Source organism: Scopulibacillus darangshiensis (assembly GCF_004341035.1).
Taxonomy (GTDB): domain Bacteria; phylum Bacillota; class Bacilli; order Bacillales; family Sporolactobacillaceae; genus Scopulibacillus; species Scopulibacillus darangshiensis.
The window spans coordinates 1-24,256 of record NZ_SLXK01000050.1; the positions used below are offsets into that span (position 1 = coordinate 1).

23 protein-coding genes are annotated in these 24,256 nt (G+C 42.8%); 4 read left to right on the forward strand and 19 right to left on the reverse strand.

Going from position 1 to position 24,256, the window contains the following annotated elements; translation table 11 throughout:
* Nucleotides 1-192 precede the first annotated feature (192 nt).
* From EV207_RS20215 to EV207_RS20260, 10 genes are all read right to left on the reverse strand, one after another.
* Nucleotides 193-987 (reverse strand): SDR family NAD(P)-dependent oxidoreductase, encoded by a 795-nt coding sequence (locus EV207_RS20215; protein ID WP_132747973.1) that lies wholly within the window; start codon nucleotides 985-987, stop codon nucleotides 193-195.
* Between the two features lie 45 nt (nucleotides 988-1,032).
* A complete protein-coding gene (locus EV207_RS20220; RefSeq protein WP_132747974.1) occupies nucleotides 1,033-1,473 on the reverse strand; it encodes a 2-oxo acid dehydrogenase subunit E2 in 441 nt (146 codons plus the stop codon).
* 74 nt (nucleotides 1,474-1,547) lie between these two features.
* On the reverse strand, nucleotides 1,548-2,303 hold the full coding sequence (locus EV207_RS20225) for an IclR family transcriptional regulator (RefSeq protein WP_132747975.1): 756 nt from the start codon (nucleotides 2,301-2,303) through the stop codon (nucleotides 1,548-1,550).
* Nucleotides 2,304-2,582: 279 nt separating this feature from the next.
* Nucleotides 2,583-2,774 carry a hypothetical protein gene (locus EV207_RS20230; RefSeq protein WP_132747976.1) on the reverse strand — a complete coding sequence of 64 codons (192 nt, stop codon included), beginning with the start codon at nucleotides 2,772-2,774 and terminating at the stop codon, nucleotides 2,583-2,585.
* Nucleotides 2,775-2,802: 28 nt separating this feature from the next.
* Nucleotides 2,803-4,107: a CapA family protein gene (locus tag EV207_RS20235; protein ID WP_243647178.1), complete on the reverse strand. Its 1,305-nt coding sequence runs from the start codon at nucleotides 4,105-4,107 to the stop codon at nucleotides 2,803-2,805.
* Between the two features lie 16 nt (nucleotides 4,108-4,123).
* Complete coding sequence (gene allB, locus EV207_RS20240) at nucleotides 4,124-5,548, reverse strand: allantoinase AllB (protein ID WP_132747977.1); 1,425 nt, start codon at nucleotides 5,546-5,548, stop codon at nucleotides 4,124-4,126.
* A gap of 14 nt (nucleotides 5,549-5,562) precedes the next feature.
* Nucleotides 5,563-6,489, reverse strand: coding sequence for a dihydroorotate dehydrogenase (locus EV207_RS20245; protein WP_207902981.1), 927 nt, complete (start codon nucleotides 6,487-6,489; stop codon nucleotides 5,563-5,565).
* A complete protein-coding gene (locus EV207_RS20250; protein ID WP_132747996.1) occupies nucleotides 6,486-7,205 on the reverse strand; it encodes a dihydroorotate dehydrogenase electron transfer subunit in 720 nt (239 codons plus the stop codon). The genes EV207_RS20245 and EV207_RS20250 overlap by 4 nt, the downstream gene beginning before the upstream one ends.
* A gap of 41 nt (nucleotides 7,206-7,246) precedes the next feature.
* Nucleotides 7,247-8,536 carry a Zn-dependent hydrolase gene (locus tag EV207_RS20255; RefSeq protein WP_132747997.1) on the reverse strand — a complete coding sequence of 430 codons (1,290 nt, stop codon included), beginning with the start codon at nucleotides 8,534-8,536 and terminating at the stop codon, nucleotides 7,247-7,249.
* A gap of 120 nt (nucleotides 8,537-8,656) precedes the next feature.
* Nucleotides 8,657-10,270, reverse strand: coding sequence for a PucR family transcriptional regulator (locus tag EV207_RS20260; protein ID WP_132747978.1), 1,614 nt, complete (start codon nucleotides 10,268-10,270; stop codon nucleotides 8,657-8,659).
* Nucleotides 10,271-10,505: 235 nt separating this feature from the next.
* Here EV207_RS20260 and EV207_RS20265 point away from each other — a divergent pair, with 235 nt between their 5' ends.
* The 3 genes from EV207_RS20265 to EV207_RS20275 all read left to right on the forward strand — a co-directional run bounded on the left by EV207_RS20265 (nucleotide 10,506) and on the right by EV207_RS20275 (nucleotide 12,848).
* Nucleotides 10,506-11,759: an MFS transporter gene (locus EV207_RS20265; protein WP_243647179.1), complete on the forward strand. Its 1,254-nt coding sequence runs from the start codon at nucleotides 10,506-10,508 to the stop codon at nucleotides 11,757-11,759.
* Nucleotides 11,760-12,082: 323 nt separating this feature from the next.
* Nucleotides 12,083-12,451, forward strand: coding sequence for a transcriptional activator HxlR (hxlR, locus tag EV207_RS20270; protein WP_132747979.1), 369 nt, complete (start codon nucleotides 12,083-12,085; stop codon nucleotides 12,449-12,451).
* Nucleotides 12,452-12,584: 133 nt separating this feature from the next.
* A complete protein-coding gene (locus tag EV207_RS20275; protein WP_132747980.1) occupies nucleotides 12,585-12,848 on the forward strand; it encodes a hypothetical protein in 264 nt (87 codons plus the stop codon).
* 207 nt (nucleotides 12,849-13,055) lie between these two features.
* Here the strand turns inward: EV207_RS20275 and EV207_RS20280 are convergent, their stop codons facing one another.
* The 6 genes from EV207_RS20280 to EV207_RS20305 all read right to left on the reverse strand — a co-directional run bounded on the left by EV207_RS20280 (nucleotide 13,056) and on the right by EV207_RS20305 (nucleotide 19,549).
* Nucleotides 13,056-14,288 (reverse strand): M24 family metallopeptidase, encoded by a 1,233-nt coding sequence (locus EV207_RS20280; protein WP_132747981.1) that lies wholly within the window; start codon nucleotides 14,286-14,288, stop codon nucleotides 13,056-13,058.
* A gap of 34 nt (nucleotides 14,289-14,322) precedes the next feature.
* Nucleotides 14,323-15,477, reverse strand: coding sequence for an N-methyl-L-tryptophan oxidase (gene solA, locus EV207_RS20285; protein ID WP_132747982.1), 1,155 nt, complete (start codon nucleotides 15,475-15,477; stop codon nucleotides 14,323-14,325).
* 49 nt (nucleotides 15,478-15,526) lie between these two features.
* Entirely contained in the window at nucleotides 15,527-15,769 is a 243-nt protein-coding gene (locus EV207_RS20290) for a hypothetical protein (RefSeq protein ID WP_132747983.1), read from the reverse strand.
* A gap of 50 nt (nucleotides 15,770-15,819) precedes the next feature.
* Nucleotides 15,820-16,599 (reverse strand): creatininase, encoded by a 780-nt coding sequence (locus EV207_RS20295; protein ID WP_132747984.1) that lies wholly within the window; start codon nucleotides 16,597-16,599, stop codon nucleotides 15,820-15,822.
* Between the two features lie 37 nt (nucleotides 16,600-16,636).
* On the reverse strand, nucleotides 16,637-18,058 hold the full coding sequence (locus EV207_RS20300; protein WP_132747985.1) for an amino acid permease: 1,422 nt from the start codon (nucleotides 18,056-18,058) through the stop codon (nucleotides 16,637-16,639).
* A 144-nt stretch (nucleotides 18,059-18,202) separates the two neighbouring features.
* Complete coding sequence (locus EV207_RS20305) at nucleotides 18,203-19,549, reverse strand: MFS transporter (protein ID WP_207902982.1); 1,347 nt, start codon at nucleotides 19,547-19,549, stop codon at nucleotides 18,203-18,205.
* 200 nt (nucleotides 19,550-19,749) lie between these two features.
* Between EV207_RS20305 and EV207_RS20310 the strand changes: the two genes are divergently transcribed.
* Nucleotides 19,750-21,387, forward strand: a complete 1,638-nt coding sequence (locus EV207_RS20310) for a PucR family transcriptional regulator (RefSeq protein ID WP_165887022.1) — start codon at nucleotides 19,750-19,752, stop codon at nucleotides 21,385-21,387.
* Nucleotides 21,388-21,451: 64 nt separating this feature from the next.
* Here EV207_RS20310 and EV207_RS20315 read toward each other — a convergent pair whose 3' ends face one another.
* From EV207_RS20315 to zwf, 3 genes are read right to left on the reverse strand one after another with little or no spacing between them, the layout of a single operon-like run.
* Entirely contained in the window at nucleotides 21,452-21,733 is a 282-nt protein-coding gene (locus EV207_RS20315) for a biotin/lipoyl attachment domain-containing protein (RefSeq protein WP_243647180.1), read from the reverse strand.
* 20 nt (nucleotides 21,734-21,753) lie between these two features.
* Nucleotides 21,754-22,665, reverse strand: coding sequence for a phosphogluconate dehydrogenase (NAD(+)-dependent, decarboxylating) (gene gnd, locus EV207_RS20320; RefSeq protein ID WP_132747987.1), 912 nt, complete (start codon nucleotides 22,663-22,665; stop codon nucleotides 21,754-21,756).
* 23 nt (nucleotides 22,666-22,688) lie between these two features.
* Nucleotides 22,689-24,146: a glucose-6-phosphate dehydrogenase gene (gene zwf / locus EV207_RS20325; protein WP_132748001.1), complete on the reverse strand. Its 1,458-nt coding sequence runs from the start codon at nucleotides 24,144-24,146 to the stop codon at nucleotides 22,689-22,691.
* Nucleotides 24,147-24,256 lie beyond the last annotated feature (110 nt).

Consider the following 24,256-nt stretch of genomic DNA (forward strand, 5'->3'; position numbering starts at 1 on the left):
TATTTTTAGACTCTTTGTCAAGGAACATTTTTCAACGTTGACAAAACTTAGAAACACTAGGGATACACTAGTTTATTAAGGTGCGAAGTTTGAGTTAGTTAGTATGCATACGACCCCATCAAACCCAGCTTCCAATGACTGCCTCTAAGATTCCTGCTTTGGATACTCCCATTGTCCGTCCCCTATCTCACGTCACATGCATTGAACGCTTTGCCCGCCGTCGACAGGAAGGCAGACACCGGTAATGAAATTCGCCTCATCTGATGCTAAGAACACCGCAGCATTTGCAACATCCCAAGCTGATCCCATACGGCCCATAGGCGTTTGAGCATTCCGCTCTGCAACCATCTCTTCAACAGTGTTATACTCAGCGGAAATTTGCCGATAAATAAGCGGGGTATCTATGAGACCGGGCATGATCGCATTCACCCTAATGCCATATGAAGCGTATTGCAGTGCCACTGATGATGTCAGCTGATTAACCGCGGCCTTTGCAGCATTGTAAGCAGGGTACGGATAACCTGTATAACGTATTGCGGACAGCGAAGAAATATTTACAATGGCGCCGCTTTTATTTTTAACCATGTGAGGCAAGACGTGCTTCATAGTAAGGAACACACTTGTGAGATTGACATTAATGGCTTTGTGCCAGTCTTCTTCGGGCAGCTCGATTGGATCCCCCATTTGGGCTAAGCCGACGTTATTGTGGAGAATATCAATTTTGCCGAACTCTTCCAGAGTGGTCCGAACGGCTTCCGCGACCTGTTCGGCATTCGTCACATCCGCGACCCGGCTACGGCAGACGCCATTTTCTTTCCGAATAACGTCACACGTTTGCTCCACTGCCTCCCGGTTCAGATCTACCGCCACTACGCTGGCGCCTTCCCTTGCATAGGCGACAGCGGCAGCTTTCCCATTTCCCCATCCTTTCCCATCAGATCCTGCCCCGAAAACAATAGCCACTTTGTTTGCCAAACGATGACTCATCTATAGCACCTCAACCTTTAAATATTTTTAATACTTTCCTCACACTTATCCAATACTTAGGTGAACGTTAGCAGGTTGCTGCAATTTGTCATCCAAGCCTTGAAGAAATTGGGCTGCCTCTGCCCCATCAAGAGCCCTGTGATCAAAGGGAAGAGAAAAGGATATAAAGGAACGCTTTTCTAACGCGTCATCTATAAATACGGGTCTGTCAATGATTCTTCCTACACCAAGACTTCCTGTTTCAGGTTGATTAATAATTGGGGTAAACGAATCAATGCCATACATTCCTAAATTCGTAATGGTAAAGGTGCCGCCTTTAAGCTTTGAGCTTTCAATTCGATTCTCTTTAGCCGCTTTTACGTGGCAGGATAACTGATTTGCGATTTGTTCAAGTCCCTTATTATTTGCATCGCGTATCACGGGAACAAGCAAGCCGTTCTGTAACGCCACGGCAACTCCAATGTTGACTCTATTGTGTAAAACAATCCCTTTTTCATCGAACCATCATATTCACCCCATTTTAGATTTTTTTATTTTGAAAATGACATGTTGCCAGCACGTTAACCAGGCTTAAATCCCAACTGTTTGGAAAACTCGTTGCCTATCTGTTTCAAATCCTCAGAAATAAGTTCGGCTTTTTCTTGACTAAATCTCATCGATACACCGGCAACGCACAAAGCAGCAATCGTGTTGCCCGTATAATTCCTGACCGGAACAGCAATCCCGCGCAGCCCCGCCTCCAGTTCCTCGTTATCTATTGCATATCCCTTTTCCCGGATCTTTTTAATTTCATCTAAAAGCTGGGATTTATCCGTTATCGTATTTTTGGTCATAGACTTAAGTTCGTTTGTTTCCAAGTACCTCCTAAGGTGTTGCTGTGACATAGCAGCTAAAAACACTTTGCCTGATGCTACTGTATAAAGCGGTGCGCTTTGACCTGCATCTAAAACAATTCTTACAGTATTAGCGCTTTCAACTTTATCCATATAAAAAACCTTGTCATGATCCAAACTCCCTAACAGACAACTTTCACCAAAGCGCTCGGCCATTTGAATCAGAAATGGTTTGCCAACCTGACTGAGTTCCAAATTATTTTGAGCCATTAGCCCTAAGCGAATGATCTTTTGTGATAACTGGTACTCGTTATTGTGATTCCTTTCTATGTAGTTTTGGATCTCAAGCGTATATAAGAATCGGTGCAATGTGCTTTTATTCATGTCAAGCAGCTCGACAATTTTCTTTGCGGTAAGCGGCTTTTCCGCTAATAACTCCAAAATCTCGGAGGCTTTCACTAAACTTTTTATCGTATAGTCCATATTTTAAAACTCCTTAGTTTTTGGGATGCACACTTGTGAATGATTCAGTTTTACATACCAAAACAATGGTTTTACATTATTATATTGTCGTTATTTTCGAATATGACAAATGGTGCTGAATAGTGCATTAGTTCCCCCTCAGCTTCCGGTTAAAAAAAAATGGAGAGCTCCTTTTGCGGGCTCTCCTTTACACACTTTTTTACACTTTTAACAAACATCACGTTCACTGGCAACAAATCTTCAATAATCTGTACTTTTTCCTTTTTGAAATGCCTAGAGTTAGAACCCTCCTTCTGTCAGATGAAATTCTTTTTTAAAAGCTTCGTAATTCAAATCAAGTATGCCGCACAAGTTTTTTACTTCCAGAAAAAAATCAAAACCATCTTCAATTGGCAGGTCACGGTTTTCTGAATAATAAACAAGTAAATCATATAACTTCGAAAAAGCTTTAACTCTGGGAATGCCCTCCATTTATATCACCCTATTTTCTAATGAATTTTCATGACAAATAAATAACCCCAATTTTACCCTCTATTTTTATATCAGTGCCAAATGGCCTGCTTAATGCCTGAAGCCGTTCAAGGATGCTTTGATCATCCGACAAAACAGGCCACCCTCTTTGATATCGCGGCAACCCAAAACCCAGCGAAATGGGATACAGTTTGATTTTTGTTACTCTTCCGCCTTCCATTTCCCACATTGCAATGACGGATTCCCACACGGATTTATTCGTCCCGAGTCCCTTGGTACCGCCAGAGCTCCTATAATCTAAGGCGTCAGCGACATTTGCGTCAGCGTCTAAGCCATATTTTTCATAAAAGTCAGCAGGCAGCGCAGATACGGTATCATTTTGGAAAATAAAGTTTCCTAGACTATAGAAAATCGGTTTGTTTTTATAAATCTCTATTCCTCTTAAAATGTGAGGCCCATGGCCAATGACGGCATCTGCGTCAGCATCAATAAAACCCCGTGAAGCGGTCTTGAAAAACTCCGCGGGAGCAGCTTTGTCTTCACCTTCCATTTCGTGAGAATGCAGGCTTACGATCACAATGTCTGCTTGGCGCCTCGCCTCCTTAACAGCCCTTTCAATCCTTTTCATATCCGCTTCAAGCGGCTCCGTGACTTTTTTCGGTTCACTGCCCTCTATAAATTTTAGATTGCCGAAGGTTAGTACCCCATCGGGATCCGGCACCGAAAAGCCTTCCTTTATATCAAGATTGCGCCCTGCATTAATGGCACATTGATCTGCGATTCTGCTTAATAGATTAAGCTCTTCGCTCGTTACGCAATAGGTCGTCTTATATCTTAATGGGTTGATACCAGGGCGGCCAATGACATCCGGACGTTGGTTGCCCGCGCGCCATGTTTCATGAAATGTCGAGGTTGCTGAAATTAAGGCGACTCTGCCTCCGGGGGAATCTAAATACTTTGGCTTACTTGCTTCAGCCAAATTCCTGCCAACACCCGCATGGATGAATTCATGCTGATTAAGATGCCGCTCTGTGGCAAACAAGCCGCCCTCTGAATAATCCATGGTATGGTTGTTTGCCCAAGCGAGGAGATTAAAGCCGTAAGCCTTTAAATCTTTTAATACATTCGGGGGTGCTATTGCCCACGTACCGCCGCTAAAGGCAGACGGATAGCCTTCATGATCGTGTGTTGTAACTTCGAGATTAGTAAAACGAACATCAGCCGCCTTTAATAATTGTGAAAGGTTCTGAAACTCCTCAGGCACGAGCGACGGCAACCGGCGGGTGATGAAACTATCCCCAGAAGCCGCAAGTGTCATTTTTCTCGTTTCCATTTCCTAAAACCTCCCCCTACAAATTGGCGTCTTCAAACAAAGGGGCCTTTAACGGCTTAACAAGACAGCCATTACGTTCGCTGATGATGTCACCATTTTTCATAATCGTTTGACCCCTGACTATCGTTGCAACAGGCGCCCCTTTTCCCTTAAATCCATCAAAAGCAGTCACTTTGCTCTTGCTGTGCAAATGCTCCTTCTTAATTTCGAATGGCTGCTCCAAATCGACGATTGTAAAGTCGGCATCAGTTCCCGGATGGAATGAGCCTTTCCGCGGGTAGATGTCATAAAGCCTTGCCGGATTTTCTGACAGGAGCGCGGCAACTTGCTGAATGGTCAGTTTGCCTTCGTTCACGGCATTTAGCATTAAAGGCACCATTGTCTCAACACCGCACATTCCTGCAGGGATCGACCATAAGTCCCCATCCTTTTCATCTTCCGTATGCGGGGCATGGTCAGAACAAACGACCGAAATTGTCCCATCTGCAATCCCTTCCCAAAGTTCATCCTGATCTTTCTTGTATTTAACAGGCGGATAGACCTTCATAGCTGGTCCGACTCTTTCATAATCCTCATTACTTAAAAATAAAAAGTGTGGGCAGGTTTCAGCCGTAATCGCTTCGCCTCTTTCCTTTGCATCCCTTACCGCATCAACGCCCGCGCCCGAAGTAATATGAAGAATGTGAAGCCGGGTCCCTGCATGCTTTGCGAACGATATTCCGGTTTGAATGGTCGTTTTTTCAGCAAGATCCGGCCGCGCTTCGATGAGGGCTTCATAATCTCCCCGGCCGCTTGCCCGCACCTCACCGGTCAGTATTTGAATGAGTTCATTGTTCTCAGCATGGATCGCTAAAATTTTCCCTGTTTTGGCAACCTCACGAAACATCTTATAGACATCCCCATCTTGAAATGGCGGAATAACATCTTCCATATCTGGATTGTAATTATAAACCAGTTCAAAGGTCTTGCTATTGACTGCATAGCCCCAAAAGAATTTAAATCCAATAACCCCCGTTTCATATAAAGGAAAGAGATCATCGATATTGAGATCGCCAAGGCAAATCCCCCAAAGGCCGAAGTCAACGTTTGCCTTTTGAGAAAGGTTCCGAACTTGCTTATGGAAATTGTCAACGTGGTTGACTGGCGGATTCGTGTTCGGCATCTCAAAAACAAGGGTGATCCCGCCTGCTGCTGCAGCTAAAGTAGAATGGTAGAAATCCTCTTTACGAGTTGAACCGGGATCCCTCGAATGTACATGTGTATCCATCAAACCTGGCAAAACGTATTGACCGCGGGCATCTGTTTCCTCTTGCGCCGCTCCAGGAAGAATCTCCTCGGTTACAGCTGCGATTTTCCCATCCTTAATATAAATATTTGCTTCAAAACAATCATTTGCATCCGCAAGCTTGCCATTGTATATTACGTGATCCCATTCTGCCATTTGAATTTCCTCCTTTATTTTGTTACGGGTTCAGCGACTCCTCCAACGATGTCGTCTATGCAAACTAGGCCATGCCTTTTCATGTATGCCTTTATTTCTTCTAAAATATCGATCATAGCCGTCGGTGTCACAAAGTTTGCTGTGCCTACTTGAACCGCCGTTGCCCCGGCCAGCATCATCTCAATCGCATCCATGCCTGTCATGACACCGCCGCAGCCGATGATTGGGAGTTTTGTTGCTTGATAGACTTGGTAAATCAGCCTGACGATGATCGGTTTAACGGCAGGGCCTGATAAACCGCCCATAATATTGCCAACCTTCGGCTTTCTGGATTCCACATCAATAGCCATGGCGAGCATCGTGTTGGCAACATTCAGTCCATCGGCGCCAGCCTCTTCACAAGCGCGTGCGATATCTTGTATGCTAGTGACGTTGGGTGTCAGTTTGGCAATGATCGGTTTATCCGTGACACCTCTTACTTTTCTAATAAGTTCATAAGTCAACGCTTCATCCATTCCGAACGCCAAGCCATTGCCTTTCAAATTTGGGCAAGAAATATTCAGTTCAATGGCCCGGACATGAGGCACCTCAGCAATCGTTTCAGACATCTCGGCGAACTCATCAATTGATTCCGCGGAAATGCTGGAAATGAGCGGTGACTGATACTTTTGATAGTATGGCAGGATATGTTTCAAATAATAATTAATGCCTTTGCTCTGAATCCCGATGGAATTGATCATTCCGCCGTATGTCTCACATACTCTGGGCGTTTGGTTTCCGCCGCGCGGCTGTTTGGTAATGCTTTTGGGAACGACAGCTCCAAGCCGATTGAAATCAATCACCTCTTCCATGTCTTCACCAAAGGCACCGGATGCCGGCATGACAGGGTTTTGCAGCTGCAAGCCGCCAATATTGACTGCTAAATTCGGATTGATGCTCACTTTAACACCACCTTTTCAAGCGGAAACACCGGTCCGTCTTTACAGACCTTTACTGAATGGACCGCATCCTCCTCCTTAACATCACATACACAGGCGTAACACACGCCCATCGCGCACCCCATGTGTTCCTCAAGCGCTATCTGTCCAGGAATATGATTTTCTTTAATCATGTCTTGCAATAAAATTGAGAGCCTCTTGGATCCGCATGTAAAAACAGCATCGATTGGATGTTCTATCATGATCTGATTTACCATCTTCCGAACGTTGGCCACGTCGCTTGTTCCTTCCTCCTCAGTGACCTTATAAACTTCCGCGCCGAACTCCTGTAGCTCCTGGGCTGCCAATAAATCATTCGTTGTTCTGGCGCTTAAAATCGCAACTGCACGGATCCCATCCTGAGCGGCTTTCTGGGCAAGAGCCGCAAGTGTCGCTATCCCGACGCCTCTTGCGACGAGCAGAATCGTTTGGTAGCTTTGTTCGAGAGAAAAAGGCTTTCCAAGCGGTCCAAAAAGGTTAACCTTATCACCGGTTTCAAGCCTGGTCAGGTATTTCGTTCCCGCCCCCTTAACCAAATACATAAATTCTAATGTTGTGTCGTTAATCTTATAGATGCTGAAAGGCCTTCGTAAAAGAGGGAAATATGACTCGCCGCATTTAATATTAAAAAATTGACCGGGTTCGATGGTTTCTTTAACGGGCGAGGCATCAACAACCATATGCCAATACCGGCGGCTCACTTGTCTGTTGGATAAAATGGTTAAGTTATGTGCCTTAATTTGAAATCCCCTCCATTCTTACATTTTGCAAGCGGATTATTATTCTGACACGCCCACTTGAGCACCTCACTTTCCAGCAAAGCGCCTCCTGTCCCAATGTCTTCTAATAAAGCAAATTCATCTTTATGATGACTTAAGCCATCCTTACAAGGAATAAAGATCAAGCCGGTTGGACAGATGGCAGCCATATTCATGGCATCATGACCCGCCCCGCTCGTCATTCGGGAGTACGGCATACCAAGCTGTTCACATGACTCGGCCAATGAATCAACCACTTCTTCCTTTAATATCACTGGTTTTTCATCGCTCAAGACTTCCCAGTTAATGTCAAGACCGCGTTTTTTCTCAATCCTTATAAAACACGTCATGAGGCTGTTAAGGACTTTGCTTTTTGCTTCATAAGACGTTCCGCGTATATCAATGATCAGTTCGGCTTTTTCTGGAACGACATTCATTGCTCCGGGGGCGACCATACAATCCCCCACAGTCGCAACCGTGTTGTTTCCCCCATTTCGCTTGACTTCTTGCTCCACATTTAATATGATTTCAGCGGCTCCGAGCAGAGCGTCCTTACGATAGCTCATTGGTGTCGTTCCAGAGTGTGACGCCTTTCCTTTAACTGTAACATTCAGCCTTGTCGGGGCCGCAATTCCAGTTACAACACCTATCTTTTTTCCTTCCATTTCTAGCCTTGGACCTTGCTCAATGTGCACTTCAAAGAAGGCTTTCATCTCCAGACCCGCTCTTGAGGCATTTTCTAGCCTTTTTGAATGTAAACCAGCTTGCCCGATGGCTTCACTAAAAGTAACACCATTATGGTCTTTTACTTTAAGCAACTTTTCTAAATCGAGCTTGCCCGCCATCGCTTTGCTGCCAATTGTCGATATGCCAAACCGTGACGATTCTTCGCTGGTGAAACAAATCACTTCAATTGGATGATCTGTTTGAACCCCTTTATCGTTCAAACTTCTGACCAGCTCCAATCCCAAGACGACCCCAGTCGTGCCATCATATTGACCCCCATTGAACACGGTATCAAGATGTGATCCGACAGCTACCGGCGGCCATTCGGGGTGTTTGCCTTCCCTACGAGCAATGACATTCCCGCATTCATCAGTCCTGACAGTCATTCCAGCTTCAGAGCATAATTTATGAAAAAGCTCCTTTACCTTAATTTCATCAGGCGAAAAAGCAAGGCGGTTCACCCCCTGTTCAGAAAAACCAATGTGATTAAATTGCCTTAATGTCTGAGCTATACGGTTGAGGTTCACCAATCCTTCCCCTCCTTCATTCAATAAGTATCTAATAAATCTAAATCTTGTGTTCATTATAATCCGATTAGATCGCCATTTCTTTAGCGAAAGAGACATAAAAAAAGACAGTGTATTATCTTAATCGATAAACACTGCCCCCATATCGTGAACTTTTAACCCAAGGTATAACATCATTTTCTCATCTGTTTTATTTAAACTATATCCTGAAATCACGCTTATTTTATTGATTCGGTACTTTAAGGTATTCACATGAATATAGAGAAACTCAGAGGTTTCTTTTAAATTTTCGTTATTCTGAAAGTAGGCTTTCAATGACTCAACCAGCTTTAGATCATGATTTTTATCGTAATCAACCAGCTTTCCGATTGTCTCTTTATAAAAATAGCGGCATTCTTTTTCAACAGACGGCTGACCAAGCAGCCTGTACACCCCAAGGTCGTCATAATAAATGATGTCCTGTGAATGATTGATCCGCCTCTGCAGCCTTATCGCCTGCTCCGCTTCGTAGAAGCTGAGCCTTAACCCTTTAATGCCGGAATTCACCCGGCCGACGCTCATTCGGGACACAGCATGTGGATTCGTATAGACTTTTAAATCATTTAATAGAACTTTACATTGGCTTTTAATATGCTCACCATCATCATCACCATCACCAACCGGCAAAACGACACATATCAGCTGGCGAATTTCCCCGACGATCGCACCTGGCCACCGCTTGCGGACAGCATGATCCACCTCATTTACCTTAGAAGAATCCGTTTCATCAGCCCTTTGTTCGCCATTTTCGCCCGACAGCAACAAGCAAACGTATTTGCCGCCTAAGTCAAAATGATATTTTTCTCCCCATTCATTCAAGTCCTTTTTGTTCATTGATTCATTAAATAACAGTTCCCTAAGAAAATCATTTCTAAATTGTTGTTCGACATCATACTTAACTTTTAGCTTTAAGAATTCAAGCGACAATAATGACGAGGCTTTCTCCAAAATGGCTAAGTCTATTTTGGAATGATCCGTCATGACTCCCCAGCAGGTAATATTTCCAAAAACACGCCCATTTAACATAATGGGGGCTACAATGCACGGGACTGTCTGCTCCTCATACTTTCTGTTTATTAAAATCGGATGTCTAATAAAAGTCAATTCATCTTGTTCCTCATCTGTTAATGGGGAAAGCGCAAAAGGCGCTTCCGGTAATGTAATGAAGGAGTATTGACTTTCAACAGTGATCGTATTTTTCGTTAAATAACCTAATGTTTCAATAAAGGTATCGATGCCTTGAGCATTTAAAGAAATTTCATTAAGAATTTGACTCGCTTGCTCCAAATCTTCTTGCAAGACCACTTTATTATCAAAAATAGTATTCATGACAGGCGACAGAATGTCCAAGTAACTAATATGCTCAGGAATTTCGATAATTGGAAACCCGCACTTGTCCGCCTCTTCCAAAATAGCTTCAGGAATAGATTTAACAAAATGGTAAGGCTTGACGGCAAGGGCCGATGTCCCTGCAGCCTTGAGCTTCTGGATAAGTTCGCGCTGAGCCCTTTCATCATCCTTAACCGGATAGAGGCTGGTTAACAATAATTCATTGCCTTTTAACCAGCGAACGATATCCGGCACTTCCATAATTGTGACATTTTTAATTGGCTTAGAAAGCCCATTATGCCCTGCAACAACCTGACATTCTCTAAGACCGCCAATTTTCAACGCACTCAAAACACTAACGGACATGCCATCCCCTCCTCTTCACTGTCCCGAGTTTGCTTTAATGCTATGATGATACAGGATTCAATGCCGATTGTGCAAACAACCTTGTTGTCTGATCGGACAATTTTCTGTAAATAGATTTATGGGTGTTGCCAAAGACTGGCCATCCTTCAAATGGTATTATATAAATATTCTAATTGTTTTGATTTGCAAAAACGCACTTTGTCTAAAGGATAAATTTATTATGAGGGGGCACAATATGCAGGAACAACCGATGGAGGTTAACGTGCAGACACAATCTGATGTGAAGCTATCAAAATATCATTGGCAAACATTATGGGCTTCTCTGACCGGCTACGCAATGGATGGTTTGGATATGATGATCTTAGCCTTTGCTTTGCCTTTGATCACCTTAGATCTTGGCCTGAATTCGGCACAAGCAGGCAGTATCTCAACGATTACACTTATTGGCGCTGTCATCGGAGGTTATACCTTTGGTGTATTGGCAGATATCTATGGAAGAGTAAAAGTGTTCTCGCTCACGATTTTAATATTCTCCGTTTTTACAGGGCTTTGTGCATTAGCCAATAACCTATTTTGGTTTGATACCTTTCGTTTCTTGGCCGGAATTGGTCTAGGCGGTGAGTTTGGCATAGGCATGACCCTTGTCAGTGAGGCTTGGCCGAAAAAATTCCGGTCGCGTGCCACAGCGGGCGTAGCGATTGGCTATCAGTTAGGCATTGTTCTTGCCACTCTGTGTGTACTCATTATAGCCCCGCATTTTGGCTGGCGCGGCGTCTTTCTAGTCGGTGTCTTACCGGCCATTTTTGCTTGGTGGAGCCGCAAAGGATTGAAAGAGCCTGACATATGGCGCGAGAGCAAAAAGATGCGTCACAACACTAAAGACAAAAAAGTCCCGATTATACAATTGTTTGATTCACCGAAGAAAACAGGGATTACGATCGGCCTGATAATTGCAACGGGTGTACAGAACTTTGGGTTTTACGGCATTATGACTTGGCTGCCAACAATGCTGGCAAAGGATCTGGGTTATTCGTTTAATCAAACCACTTTATGGACAGTTGCCACAACGATAGGAATGGTCTTGGGTATTGTCATCTTCGGCTACATTGCGGATAAATGGGGCCGCAAGCCATCATATATTACGTTTCAAGTTCTCGCTGCCATCATGGTTTGGGTATTTTTCCAGCAAACGGGCAGTTCAATCCTATTAGTGCTCGGTGCTTTACTCGGTTTTTTCGTTAACGGTATGATGGGCGGCTATGGTGCCTTGTTAGCCGAACATTATACAACGGAAGTTCGATCGACCGCGGAAAACGTCATTTTTAACACCGGTCGTGCTATCGGCGGCTTCGGGCCGCTCATTATTGGTTACCTTGCGATGAGCCACTCGTTAAGCTCCGCACTCAGTTTGATTTCCGGAATTTATGTGTTTGCCGCCTTAGCGTTCATCTTTTTAATTCCAGAAACAAAGGGCAAGGAATTGACTTAGAATAATCTTAAAGAGAGCGGTCACTTGTTGTGATCGCTCTCTTTGGCGTTACGGGGATCGAGGTCTTCATCTTACTTATGAAGGACATTTTCCCTCCTTGATTTATCGATTTTGCGTCTTCATTTCAGAAGTCTTAAATTATTTTGTATCCATAACGACGAAAAGAGGTTATTAGTAGATGGCGGCTATACGGCTTAATAATGATGTTATTGCCTGTTTTTTATGCCTGTACGATTATTAGTATAACGTGTATAATATTATTCTGTAAGTACGTACTTTTTTTTCAGATAGTAACTAAAAGTATACTTATTGGAGGTAAACAAATGGGACATCTTAGCGACAAAACATTCAATTGCGAAAAAGAATTAACGCTTTCTGTTATTGGCGGTAAGTGGAAAATGCTTATTTTGTGGCATTTGGGTAAAGAAGGAACAAAGCGGTTTAACGAACTTAAATCACTTATGCCGGGAATCACTCAAAGAATGCTTGTTAACCAATTGAGGGAACTGGAGGATGATCACATCGTTCATCGAGAAGTCTACCCTGTAGTCCCGCCAAAGGTGGAATATTCGCTGACAGAACAAGGAATAAGCCTGATGCCAATTCTCGAGGCTATGTATGAGTGGGGAAAAGTTTATCTGAAAGATACAGCATTGGAAAATGGGGTAAAAATCGACGAGTTGATTAAATAGGAGGTTCATAAGTACGGAGTAACTTTTATTCTGATAGTATATTTTTCGACACTATATGTTATTAAAGACCGTACTACACATCCGTAAAAAAAGGCATTAAAATAGGTTTAAACCATTACTAGAGAGGTGAGTTATGGGTAACCTATTTTTACTTGATTTTGATTATTTTGCTGACAAGTTACTAACGGATGCGGAACGGAACATTTTAAATATGATTAGAATCTCCTTGTATATTGATTCAGGAAAACCTCGCCTCCACAAGGTTAGTTATTCTATCTCAAATCTCTCAGCCGAGCAAATTATAAAACAAAATTTTGTGTTGCGAAGATTTATGGATAAACTTAATAAAGATGATGAGATTCTGTCTTTACAAGAAAAATTAAAGATCCCAATGTAAATTTTTACTGATTTCAAAAAAAGTTAATTGCAAGGCTTCTGCTTGAATACTCATCTTTGCTGCCTTGCGACAAAGCGAAGCGGAGGAGCATTATTTTTATACTTTATTCCGCTTTTTGCTTTAGCGAACTTAAACATTCTTAAAGTAAGAAAAAGGCCAGTCCAGATGGATATGGCCTTTTCGATATATCATAACCTATGACAAGAACTACCTTTTGATAATATTATGCTCCGGTCCAAATGGGAAACCTGTGATATTTTCAGCGCCATCTTCTTTAATAACAAGGATATCATGTTCACGGTAACCCCCGGCACCCGGTTCTCCCTCAGGAATCATAATCATCGGTTCCATTGAAACGACCATGCCAGGTTCTAAAACCGTTTCGATGTCCTCTCTTAGCTCAAGTCCTGCCTCCCGACCATAATAATGGCTGAGCACCCCAAAGGAATGGCCATATCCAAAGGTCCGTTTTGGCACCAAATTGTGTTCCCGATAGATTTCATTTAACTCGGCTGCTATATCCATACATCTTACCCCTGGTTTTATCAGCTCCAGACCACGTCTATGAACCTCACAGTTTATCTGCCACAGCTCAAGATGCCTGTCAGTTGCCTCTTCCAGAAACAAAGTACGTTCGAGAGCAGTATAATAACCTGCAATCATTGGAAAACAGTTAAGGCTGAGGATGTCGCCCCTCTGTACCTTGCGGGAGGTTGCCCAGTTATGTGCTCCATCTGTATTAACACCGGATTGGAACCACACCCATGTATCCCTAAGTTCGGCATGAGGATACGTACGGGCGATTTCACGCACCATTGCTTGTGTCCCCTGCAAAGCTACCTCATACTCCGGAACGCCTTCGGTGATTGCCTCGACAACCGCTTTTCCCCCAAGGTCAGCAATTCGGGCGCCATTACGAATAAGCTCAATTTCCTCATCAGACTTAATCATTCGTTGCGACATAATAGCTTGTGAGATGTCTACAAGATCTGTTCCTGGCAGCGCGTCCTCAACCTTACGGCGTATCTCAAGGGTCATATGATCACTCTCTACGCCGAGACGCTTATTAGAAAAGCCAGCCTCACCCAATATTTTCTTCACAGCATGAAGATAGTTATCCCTTCTCCAGTCAGTATAAACAATGTTATCACTAAAACTGCGCCGCCAAGGTTGGCCGGCATCGATATTCGCACTAACCGTGACATGCTTGTCCTGTGTAACCACCAGTGCATATGATCTATTAAATGAAGTATAAAGAAAATCACTATAATAGTTGATGTTATGGTAGGAAGTGAACATCACAGCATCAATATCAGCTTCCGCCATGTACTTGCGCAAAGATGCGTTCCGCCGCTCCATCTCGGTCTTTGAAAATGTGGGCTCGACCTTCTGACCATTCTGTATGATTTTAGTTCTTTCGAGATCTGTTATTTTTTGCATTTTGTTTTTCCTGCCTTTCTAAATTTTAGTCTTTTTATACTGACTGACGTAAAGCCGGACGGGTGATGGAAAAGAGTGAAATGTCATGTTCGGTTTTGCCATCCATGGCTAATTGACTTAATACTTCTCCAACAACACTTGAAAACTTGAAGCCATGCCCTGAAAATCCGCCGGCAACAGCCACGTGAGAATGCTCTGGATGCAGGTCTAATATGAAGTGTTCATCTGGGGTCTTTGTATACATACAAACTTTCCCTTGTTTCAATTTACCGGCTGCCGGCGTCATGTAATCTTCTAAGAAACGTCGAATATATCCTTCATCCTCTGGATAAATGCCAAATTCACGATTAATATAGTCAGGATCAATCTGTTGACCAAAATCATGGCGGCCAATTTTCAATCCACATCCACTAAAGCTTGGAAAACCGTAATAGATTCCAGTTGGCACCTCGACCATAAACGCTGGGAAGACATTGGATTGATATAAGGATTCATCACATTCAAACCAACCAACTGTTTGACGATGCGGCTGAAGCGGTAAATTAAGATTAAGTTTTTCAAATATTTTGCCGTTCCAAGCTCCTGTGCTAATGATGAGTTTGTTGGCGGTATAAGCCCCATCCTTTGTGAAAACTTCTGCCGAATCATCGTGAACATCAATATCTTCGACAGGTGTATTTGTTAAAAAAGATGCCCCGTAAGCTGTTGCAAGTTCACGGTAGGCGCGAATACAATTTTCACTGAATAGTACGCCTGAATCCGGTTCAAAAATAGATACAAAATCTTCGGGAACATTAAGACCCGGCCAGCGCAAGTTGATCTCATCACCCCGCATTAATTCAACCGGCAAAGAATAATGCTCTGCACTGCCCATCGCCTCATCGATAAATTCCGACTCATTTTTAGGGCCAAATCCTAACACGCCTGTCTGTGTAAAAATTTTATGATGCGTTTCTTTCTCAAGTTCATGCCATAATGTTTGGGCTCTAAGTGCCAGAGGAACATATTCTCTCCCCTCGCCATAGGCATGGCGAATAATGCGGGTATCACCATGATGGCTTCCTTCAGGGTGCGGCGGATCAAAGGCATCGATCAGTAATGTTTTGACGCCTTGTCTCGATAAATAATAACCAGCTGCCATCCCCATTGAGCCCGCACCCACAACGATCACGTCAAAATGTGTATTCATAGCGTCCCTCCTTAAAAATATGTAGTGCAATGATGGAAATTCCCTACTGTTAGAATAGTGTGTTAACTCCTGCTATACCTGTATCATACAACCGTTCATAATGTGGGACAATTGTGTAGTCGTGCTTAATATTTTTGGTGCCGATGGTGAAATATTGTGCAGAGCGCACATATCCAGCCGGAAATAAAGATAGGCTAACGCCCGCAGTCTGTTTAAATTCACTTCTCTTAGGGACCTGCCTTTTAAGAACACCTATTAAAAGAATGACCCATCCCCTGTGTATCTTTTTCATTGATGACACTTCCTAATATTTTATTTAAAAAGACTTAAAGGCTGAAATGATCAGCCTTTAATCTCCAAATCCAATAAAAATTCCTTTTCTAGAAAGGAAACAATATTGTTTGTGACATCGTCAATGATTAGACGCCCTTTTTCAGCAGAACTTGATTGGGCTGTATGAAGGCAACCGGACGCCGGTATAAGCGAATGGGATGGCGGAAATCTTTGATATCCCGGAGGCCTATCAATGCCATCATCCACCATTCGATCTTCACGTACAAGCTCCGGCAAAAAGTGCATCATCATTGATGTCTCTGCAATCGCAGCGTGTTCTAAAGCCCAACCCGGGAACTCAATCTCGTCAAAGACCAATGGGATTGTCTCATCCGATATATTATCCCACCAGTTGGAAAGCAGCACTTTAGGAAATTCCTTATTCTGGTTTCGCAGCAAAAGATCCGCTGCTTCCGCAAGAAAAGCATCATTTTCGTAATGTCCGCTTATGATCATTATTTTTTTCCAGCCATCAGCCAAAAACTCTTCTAGCAAATCATATACTAAGGACGTTATAGTGGAACCTTTTAAATCAATGGTTCCGGGAAACATTGGCCCGCCGCCGCTGGTTGGCTGTGATTTGTAGCCATAAGATAAGGTCGGAGCTACAACAGCATTTGTTCTTTCAGCTATAGCTAAACTTAAGTTCTCAGATAACATGGCATCAACACCAAGCGGTAAATGGGGGCCATGTTGTTCAGTCGCTCCCACAGGTAAAATTAAAAAGCTATTTTCTGTTCTAGAGCGATATTCTTCCCATGTCATATTCCTTATTAAATGTTTGCTCATAGAAACTCCTCCCAAATTTGCTGATTTTCAAAAAAACCTATTCACCGGATTGCGGTAAATCACTTGATTGTGGCAAATCACTGTTTAATGTCTGCTTTGATTGTCTTCGATTGAAAATGCCTTTAGCGAAATACAGAATGACCACTACAATTGCACTAGCAGTGCTCATTATAAATTGTGAGCGGGAACCGGAACTAATTCCTATTGATGTGATAATAGCACAGATAGCAATAATAACGCCTATAGTAAGATAAGGATAAGCCCACATACGTAATTTGAGTCGTTCCGGTGCTTCTTGTTCAATCTTCTTTCGAATCCGAAGTTGTGAGATAGAGATTAGTAAATAGACGAAAAGAATGACCGCCCCCGACGAACTGAGTAAAAATTTGAATACCGTATCGGGTGAGACAAATGCCATAATAACGGATATAAAACCAAATACTGTACACGTTAGTATAGCTTTTAAAGGTACCCCTCGGCGTGTTACATCCAGCATCCACTTCGGGGCATCACCCTTATTGGCCAAAGCAAACAACATACGGGATGACGTATATAGACCTGAATTCAAATTAGAGAGCACCGCGGTGACGACAACCAGGTTCATAATGAAACCAGCACCCGGAATGCCAATAACTTTTAGAGCACTTACATATGGATTCGTCAGTGCCTCAGCATTATTCCAAGGAATAATCGTCACAATTAAAAATACTGAACCTACATAGAACGTTAAGACTCGTGCAACAACTGTATTTACCGCCTTAACCACGGCCTTTTCAGATTCAGCCGACTCTCCGGCTGCAATCGTTACGATCTCAGAACCAACGAATGAAAAAATCATTGTGGCGACACTGACAAAGACTGCCGCTGTACCAAGAGGTGCGAATCCGCCGTGTGCTGTAAGATTAGAGAAATCCAGTCTTGTTCCGGGTAACAGCCCAAAGATATATAATCCGCCGACAATGAGAAACAAAATGATCGCGACCACTTTAATCGATGAAAACCAAAATTCAAATTCACCATAGGATTTAACTGAGAAGACGTTAGTCATCGTTAATGCTACAAGTAAAATAAGGTTCATCGCCCAAAGAGGCACATCGGGAAATAACCAATTTTGTAATACAGTGGCTCCGGCGATTGCTTCTGCTGCAATGACAATGACCCAAAAATACCAATACAGCCAGCCAACGGTAAAACCCGCCCAATTTCCGAGAGCTGTTCGTGCATAATCCACAAAAGAACCCAGCGACGGTCTGGCAACGACCATTTCTCCAAGCATTCGCATAATAAGAAAGACTAGCCCTCCGGTTATCAAAGCCGTGAAGATAACAGATGGCCCCGTCAATTGAATGACGGCACCGCTGCCAACGAACAAGCCAGCCCCAATCGATCCGCCTAATGCGATCATTGACATGTGTCGCATTTGAAGTCCTTTTTTCAACTTACCTTCCTGATCATTCATCTTTCATGCATCTCCCTTTTAAAAATGCTCTATTTGAAAATGATCACTTGACTCCTATACCGCAGTTCACATATCTTTTCCGTCTCAATTTGCTTCTGCTATGGAGGGCACTCTCTAGTTAAAGACCTCATAAAGTTACACATCCTATCCTTCAAAATTGGTTTCAGAATGGGTCTCCTCCTTAAGGGACTTGTCTACTGTCTCTTTCGTTCTCAACAGTGCTATAAACGCTGCCAAGGCTGATGCCATCAAATAGAAAGCCGGGGCAAACATATTATTTGTCTGGGCGATTAAGAACGTGGCAATAAACGGTGCCGTTCCGCCGAAAATAGCGTTACCCATGTTAAAAGATAAGCCGAATCCGGTATATCTGACAGATGTCGGAAACATCTCTGACAAAAAGGTGGCGAGCACTCCATCATTCCCTGCTAGAATGGCCCCGAGCAGGATCAGCGCCAAGATTGAAAACATCCCACCCAAAGAAAGAAGCAAGAAGATCGGGTATGTAAATAGGACAAACATCACGCATGCCCCTATGAGGATTGGCTTCCTGCCCACTCGATCAGCTAGCAGACCAATGATTGGCAGAAAAAGAACGTAAGCAAGCAAGGGGAAAATTGTTGTAAGGATACCTCTTATTCCCTCAAAACCCAACTCACTAGAAAGGTAGGTTGGCATGTAGCTAAGGATCGTATAGAAACCGACAGCATTTAGACAAACGACACCGAAGGCAACCAATATTTGTTTCAAATTTTGTTTGAGGCCGATGAAAGCGGGAGTATGGGCTGTTTCATGTGACTGTTCCATTTCTTTAAAAACTGGTGTATCCTCGGTCTTGCTCCGTATATATAGCCCTATCAACCCGAGCGGACCAGCTGCTAGAAAAGGAATACGCCAACCCCAGCTATGCAAGGCATGCGGCGTTAAGTTGTATTCAAGCAACGCTGCAACTAAAGCTCCGAGCAACAGTCCGAATGCCGTGCTTGCAGGCACCATACTGACAAGAAGACCTCGCCTAGACCTTGGCACATACTCAGCGATAAACAAAGCAGACCCCGCGTATTCACCTGATGCCGAGAAGCCTTGAACGACACGGCACACAAGAAGTAATAGCGGGGCTGCCATACCTATTGAAGCGTAGCTTGGAATAAGACCAACTGCGACAGTCGATAGTGACATAATGATAATCGTGAGGGCCAACACCTTCTTGCGTCCGATTTTATCCCCAAAATATCCCCAGAACAGGCCGCCAAATGGCCTTGCAATGAACGAAACAGCAAATACGCCAAAAGTGCCTAACAATGCTGCTGTCGCGTTGCCCGGAGCAAAAAAGACGGCAGCGATGATCGTAGCCAAATAACCGTAAGAAGCGTAATCAAACCACTCTATCAAATTTCCAATGGCAGCACCAAACACAGCTTTTTTCACACCTGAAGATTGCACATTTACGGATGTCTTCATCACATCTTGAGCTTGTTCCTTAATTGCCACTGCTTTTGCCTCCTTGTTTTTCCCAGTCCTTTACGTCATAGAAACGATTTTGCATACCCTTGCAACCGTTAATGTAAGCGCTAACTAAGTAATAAGAATAATAACACTACTTTGACACTTGTCACAATTGGCCTGCTATGCTTAAAATGAAGTTAAACATTTAGAATTTTTCGTACATTATGCACGAAGGAGGGAATTTTATGATTACAGTGAAAGAGGCATTGCGTCTTCCTGAACTTGATACTGTAACGGTTCGAGCCGGTAAAAGCGGTCTGTTCCGTAAAATACGCTGGGCTCATGTTATTGATCATGACGATATGCAGCATTTTCTGGAAGGCGGGGAGCTCCTCTTGACTTGTGGACAAGTTTGGCCCCAGGACAAGAAACTGGAAGATCAACTTATCAAAGGATTTCAGCGATACAAAATTTCAGGTATTCTGTTTGCCACAGGTGTTTATCTGAAAGAATGCCCGCCAGCGGTTGTAACATTCGGGGAAAAATATGCTATACCAGTTTTGGAAGTCCCTTTTCAAGTGCCATTCGTTAAAATCACCCACACCATTCATTTAGAAATTCTAAACCGTCAGATTAGAAATAAAGAATTAACCGACCAACTGCCTTTAGAGCTCACCCAAAACTTAAAACATGCAAATAGCCGAATTGACGTTTGCAAGACCCTTTCCGAATCCTTAAAATGCCCTGTTGTCACCACTGATCAGACAAACAATATATTAGATAAAGTCATACCTGCTAATGGAAAACTGGCGGATATTCCTCACTTAATGAATAAGCTTACCCATGAATTCGAAAACCTTTATTTTTATAACAATCATCGAGAAAAAGGAGAATCAGAAAATAAGACAAAGGCTATTGTTGTACGGGCAGCCTCCCCTCCACATGCAATGGCTGTCCCGCTGCAAGTCGGAGAAATTTTTTCCGGGGCGATTTGGCTTCTCAATTTTTCTCAACAATTGGAAGAAAGACACGCCCTCGCCCTTGAGCATGCCGCCGCTGTTCTTTTGGATATTAACTTGAATAACAAAGAAGTCGAGATCACACGCAAACAATTGCGGTTAGAATTACTGGAACTCCTTATTGAGAAGCCCTTGTCGGCAGAGACAGTCATTGAAAATAGAATGCGTAAGCTGGGGTTGGAGCCGAAAGCGAATTGGATCGTCGGTTTTGTGCTTTCCGGAAATAATGCGGCTTCATCTTCGGAGGCATCCTTAAATGATGTATGTAAAAAATGGATCGACCAATCAGAGACGATTAACGGCTTTTGTGAGGCGTATGAAGGCCAATGGACCCTGCTTCTAACTTCTAATCTAGAACATCCTGAATTACAAGATCAATTTAACCATTTTTATGACTATTTACAGGGCACGAGTAAGAAAATGGTACCTGTTCTGGTGTATGGCGGAATAAAGACAGAAATGGCTGCCATATTCGAAAGCTACCAAGATGCAAGAACGCTCGCACCAATTGTTCAGTACTTAAGCCCTTCAGGAGGTGTTTATTTAGCAGATCATTTCCGGCGTGAGTTAGCCCTTTATGGTGGAGTAGCTCCAGATAAAGCCCAAGAATTTAGAAACCTTATTTTACCGGAGGAACTCCTTTCAGAACGTGGGGCCGCACTCTATGAAACTCTCAAATGTCTCGCATCACATAATTATAATCGTGAAAGCGTTGCAAAGGCTTTATACATTCACCGCAACACCTTGCGTTATCGAATTGAAAGGATTGAAAAACTGTTGCAAGACAGTCTGTCTTCACCAAAGTGCAAATTCTGGATCCAAGTCGCCATCGATCTTGAACCGCTTACAATGCAAACGGATTAAAATCACCATAAATGTCTGAAACAACTCTAAAAACCGCCTGAAAACAGGCGGTTTTTATCCTTAACTAATCACTTCCCGTGACAAATAAGTCTTCTTTAATCGACACTAAAACCTCTCCAGGTATCACTTTGTCACCTATATTAACGTGCAAGGAATCAATCAAACCGCTCATACCGACTAAAATTTGTTCTAAACTTCCTTGTTCTTTCCTAATAATTATCAAGGGCTGCCATTCATAAATTCGTTCCCCCGATTTGATGCAAATACCTTCTACTCTTCCGTAAATCGGGGATGCAACTATTTCATTGTTGTCCCAGTATTTCGGCACAACTTCATGGGTTATCACATACGCTGCTCCTTTCTTTTTTAATCTGTTATAACCTTCTCGCATTTCTCGACAGCGTGCCCTCCAAATTCATTTCTAAGCGCAGCTACCACTTTCCCCGTAAATGTATCCTTTTCTAGTGAGCGATAGCGCATGAATAAAGACATGGCGATGATAGGAGTAGCCGTCTGTAAATCCAAGGCCGTTTCTACCGTCCATTTTCCTTCGCCTGAAGAATGCATCATACCTTTGATTTCTTCTAATTTTGCATCTTTGGAAAAGGCATGTTCCGCTAAATCCATAAGCCATGAACGAATAACCGAACCGTTATTCCATACCCTGGCTACTTTTTCATAGTCATAATCGAATTCGCTCTTCTCCAATACTTCAAATCCTTCCCCAATTGCCGCCATCATGCCATATTCAATGCCGTTGTGAATCATTTTTAAAAAGTGACCGCTTCCTGCTTTCCCCGCATATAAATAGCCATTTTCCACAGCTGTATCCTGAAAAACAGGCTCCGCCACACGCCAAGCCTCAGGATCTCCTCCTACCATATAACAAGCCCCATTGCGGGCACCTTCCGTTCCACCTGATGTACCAACATCCATAAACCGAACGCCGACTTTCTTTAGGTTCGTGTACCTGCGAATTGATTCTTTATAGTGGGAGTTACCCGCGTCAATGACGATATCCCCGCTATTTAAAAATGGCGTCAGTTCTATAATGACTGAATCAACAACGCTATGTGGAACCATCATAAAAATAACTCTTGGTTTTTCCAGCATTTTAATAAGATTTAGTATACTAGAAACACCTTTCGCCCCGTGTTTTTCTATTTCCTTAATTGCATTTGAATTTAAATCATAGGCCACTACCTCGTGATTATGGTGTAATAAGTTTTGAGCCATATTTAATCCCATTTTTCCTAAACCGATTAAACCAATCTTCATGGTAATATCCTCCTCTTTGTTATCTATCTCCACTTAAAGCCATCCATCTCCAATAATTGATTAGCAGCTTCGGGGCCCATTGATCCTGCACGGTATCGATGAAGAGGTAAGTTATTTTCTTCAAAAGCCTCGAGGATAGGCTGCACCCATTTCCAGGATAGTTCAACTTCTTTCCAATGGGCAAAGAAAGTTGGGTCGCCGCGTAAAGCATCATATAGCAGCAGCTCATATGCTTCAGGGACATTTTCCTGGTTGGATGAAAAATTTATTGCAACGGGTTCGAGTTTATTACCGTTTAAAGGATTTTTACTATTAATCTGTAATGAATAACCCGAATTCGGGCTTACCTCAATCATTAAAAGATTAGGAGAAGTTCCTTCACTTTTGTCAATATACAATTCATTTAATGGGTTTTTGAATTCAATCACTATTCGAGTTGTTTTTTCCTTCATTCTTTTCCCTGTACGAATATAGAATGGCACGCCGCTCCAAAAAGAATCCTCAATCAAAACACGGGCCGAAACGAAAGTATCATTGGTAGAAGAATCTCTAATTTCTGGTTCTTCTTTATACCCCACAACGGGTTCACCATAGATTTCACCATGGTCATATTGACCCCGTACAACGTTTGAAACAACGTCTTCCTTTTGCAGCGGCCTGAGGGATTCCATAACCCTTACCTTCTCTTGCCGGACATCTTTTACACTTTCTTGTTTTGGAAGATGCATAGCTGTCATCATCAACATTTGCAGTAAATGATTTTGTACCATATCTCGGATTGCACCTGTTTGGTCATAATAACTTGCCCTTTGTTCCACCCCAACGGTTTCGCTAGCGGTTATTTGAACATTTGATATATATTGGTTACTCCAAAGCGCTTGAAACACAGGATTAGCAGATTCTATCGCTTCAAGGTTTTGAACCATTGGTTTCCCAAGATAATGATCAATACGGTAAATTTCTTTTTCTTCAAAAGCTTGACTTAGTTTTTCATTGAGGACCTGTGCTGATTTCAAATCGTGCCCGAACGGTTTTTCGATAATTAGACGTTTCCACCCTTTCGAAGAGCCTAATCCGCTTTCTTTAATATTTGATGTAATCACGTCAATAAATTCTGGCGAAACAGATAAATAAAAAAGGCGATTTTCCGGAATACTCATCTCTTTTTCCTGATTTTGAATCACATCAAGCAGCTTGTCATACCCTTTTTTATCCTTAACATCTAAGGAACTGTAGTGACATACACGGAGAAACTCTTCCATTTTGTAAGAGTCGTTAATGGACCGTCTTGAAAATATTTGCAAAGACTTTTCGACATGTGCTTGAAATGTATGATCAGACCAATCTCTTCTGCCTAAACCAACTATTGAAAAAGTATGAGGCATTTTTTCATCCAAAAATAAATTATAGAGGGCAGGGTAAATTTTCCTTTTTGCTAAATCCCCTGTTGCCCCAAACAATACAAACGTGACGGAATCCAATTCCAGCGTCTTTAAGTCACCCAAAGCACTCTGGTTTTTAACATCTTGCGGAGCGGTTAAACCACCCATGTCATCCCCTCCTGCTTTTTTGTTGAGATAGTGGAAACTAT